Here is a 2944-nt window from a genome sequence, read left to right on the forward strand (position 1 = left end):
TGAAAAAGGCCCCGCTGTGGACGCGGGCCATGCCCACCGGCGCATCGGCCCCGGCGCACGCCCCGCGCGGGCCGGTGTCCGACCGCAAGGTGGTGTACTTCCCCAGTTGCATCGCCCGCTCCATGGGCCCGGCCCGCGACGACGAGCAGCGCGACCCGCTGCCCGCCAAGACCATCGGCCTGCTGCTGAAGGCGGGCTACCACGTGCTGTTCCCGGAAAAGCTGGGTGACCTGTGCTGCGGCCAGCCCTTCGAGAGCAAGGGCTTCAAGGCGCAGGCCGACATGAAGGCCAAGGAACTGTCCGAGGCCCTGCTGAAGGTCAGCGACAACGGGGCCATCCCGGTACTGTGCGACACCAGCCCCTGCCTGTACCGCATGAAGGAAACCCTGGATAAGCGCCTGAAGCTGTACGAACCCATCGAATTCGCGCTGGAGCACCTGACGCAGGCGCTGGACTTCCGCAAGGCGGAGCGCACCATCGCCATCCACTCCACCTGCACGGCGGTGAAACTGGGCCTGCCCGGCAAGTTCAAGCAACTGGCCGAACTGTGCGCCGAACAGGTGGTGGTGCCGGAAGACGTGTTCTGCTGCGGCTTCGCGGGCGACCGTGGCTTCAGCTTCCCGGAACTGAACACGGGCGCGCTGAAGGAACTGCGGCGGCAGGTGGAAATCTGCGAGGAAGGCTACTCCACCAGCCGCACCTGCGAAATCGGCCTCTCGCTGCACGGCAAGATTCCGTACCGCAACATCCTGTACCTTGTGGATGAGGTGACCACGCCGAAGACGGCGTAAGGGCTTCAAATTGTCTTTTCGCCCGTTGGCCTTCGCCTGACGGGCGCGGTGCGTTCCGCATCTGCCGACGCATGAACAAAACGACCGGGAGTGGCCGCAGGGCCGCTCCCGGTCTTGTCATGTGCGCGTCAGCAAAGAAAAGAATGTGGATGGGGCAGAATGGGGATGCGCGGACGGCGCGCCCCTACCACAGGTAGGGTTCGGCCTCGCGCCACTGGAAGATGAACGGATCGCCGGGCGGCGGGATGAGCCGGACAGCGTCCGCCGTGAACACCCAGCCGGGGTTCAGCGACCCCGCAAACACGTCGCGCGGGGCAAGGCGGGCCAGCTTGTCGGGCAACTTTTCGCGGGTCAGGCGACCATACACTTCCACCCACTGGCCATCGCGCAGAGCGGCCAGCACACCGCTTGATGCGGGCACCGGCAGCGTGGGGGCAGCGCCCGGTGCGGGCGGCGAGGTGACAGGAGCCGGAGCGGACTGGGGGGGGCGTGTGGGGCTGCCCTTGGCAAGGCGGCCATCTTCCCGCACGCCGGGCCGCACCGCAAAGCCACCCGCCGTGGCATCGGCCAGGCAGCAGTACAGGTTCACCCGGAACACGGCCACCGCGCCCTGGGCATCCAGGGTGGGGTGGCGGGTCACCGCGCCGCGGAACACGTAGCGCCCGGCCAGTTCCTCCGGCCTGTTACGCCGTTCCAGCAGGAACAATTCCGCCAGGTTGATGCGTACGTAGTCCTTGTCCGCGTAGATGGCACGCGGACCAAGTTCGTCATCGCCACCGTCGGGGACCGGCGCGTCATCGAACGGACCGGGGCGGGAGCCGGGCTTGCCTGCGGCCTCCCAGCCATCGGACGACCCGGCAAAGGCATCCGGGTCGTCATAGCGGGCATCGGGATGCATGTCCGGACCCACGGCGGTTCCCAGGGGCACGGACCGGGTCTGAGCAGCCTGACGGGGCGGACTCGCGGTCGCCGACGCATCCGCCGTGCCGCCGCCAATCCTGCCCGTCACCACGCCGGGCGAAGCCGTCACCCCACCAGACAGGGCCACCCCCGCGCCCCACCAGTCCACCGTGGCGGTCAGGCTCACCCCCAGCAACAGCCCCAGCAGCACCGCCCGGCGCAACGGCACGGGACGGGCGATGGTCCCTGATCCCGGGGCCTGCAGAGACGCCGGAACTCCCGCCATGGTGCGCAGCAGCACCGCCGCGCCCAGTACGGCCAGCGCCGCGCCGGTCAGCAGGGTCAGCCACAGAAAACGCGGGTTCAGAAACATGGAATAGGTGCCCGACCAGCCCAGCCAGGCAATGACCAGCGCAATGCCCCACAGCAGGGCCACATCGACCAGGACGGCGGCGGCGGGCAGGCGGAATGCGGGACGGGCAGCACTCATTCCAGCACCCCCACCCCGGCCAGCAGCATGCACGCCGCCCACACGCAAAGGGTGGGCAATACCACCAGCCGCAGCACCAGCCCGCGCCGGAAGGCGGCGCCATACATGGCCATCAGCTTCAGGTCCAGCATGGGGCCCAGCGCCACGAAGGCCAACCGGGCCGAGGCGGGAAAGCCCACGAACGATGCGGCCACGAAGGCGTCGGCCTCGGAGCATACGCTGAGCAGCACGGCCAGCCCCATCAGGGCCGGTATGGCAAGGGCCGGGGTATCCATGAACAGGAACAGCGCCTCGGGCGGGGTAAAGGTGCGGAACGCGGCGGCGGCCAGCGCGCCGGGCAGCAGCCAGGCGCAGGCGTCCAGCAGGTCGGCTGTCATGTGCCGGGCCACCCCGTGCAATTGCGCCGCGCGGGATGCGGCTGCGGCAGGCGGGGCAAGCGCGGAGGACGCCGCAGCCCCCTCCGGAAAGGCCGTGGCAGGCACCGACGCCATGGAGGTCTGCACCTCGTTGAACTGCGGCAGCAGCGGGGCCTGCCCGGTGGTTTGCCCGGCAACGAATCCGGCATGGACATGCTCGTGTCCGCACTCGCTATGATCATGCCCGCAGCCGCAACCGCAGGCATCCAGGCCGCCGGACACATGGGTGCGCAGCGCTCCGCCCACGGCCATGCGGCGCACCGAAATGCCCACCGCCACCGCCGTGGCGGCCACCACCGCCGCGCGCAGCCCGGTCATCAGCACGTCGCCGCGAAAGGCCACCCAGG

At 69.5% G+C, this 2944-nt stretch carries 3 protein-coding genes; 1 reads left to right on the plus strand and 2 read right to left on the minus strand.

All coding sequences use genetic code 11. The annotated features are described in order from the left end of the window. Positions 1–791, plus strand: a 791-nt coding sequence (locus FVW27_RS12055; protein ID WP_167125462.1) for a (Fe-S)-binding protein, incomplete at its 5' end; no start/stop codon positions are given. 184 nt (positions 792–975) lie between these two features. Here the strand turns inward: FVW27_RS12055 and FVW27_RS12060 are convergent. Continuing rightward, entirely contained in the window at positions 976–2181 is a 1206-nt protein-coding gene (locus FVW27_RS12060; RefSeq protein ID WP_167125464.1) for a hypothetical protein, read from the minus strand. Further along, positions 2178–2944: permease (locus FVW27_RS12065; RefSeq protein WP_167125465.1), on the minus strand; the 767-nt coding region annotated here is incomplete at its 5' end. The genes FVW27_RS12065 and FVW27_RS12060, both read right to left, overlap by 4 nt.

Source organism: Nitratidesulfovibrio liaohensis, from assembly GCF_011682075.1.
GTDB classification, from domain to species: Bacteria; Desulfobacterota; Desulfovibrionia; order Desulfovibrionales; family Desulfovibrionaceae; genus Cupidesulfovibrio; species Cupidesulfovibrio liaohensis.

Coding starts and splice junctions, on each gene's coding strand:
- FVW27_RS12060 (WP_167125464.1), bottom strand. CDS start 2,181: ATGAGTGCTGCCCGTCCCGCATTCCGCCTGCCCGCCGCCGCCGTCCTG.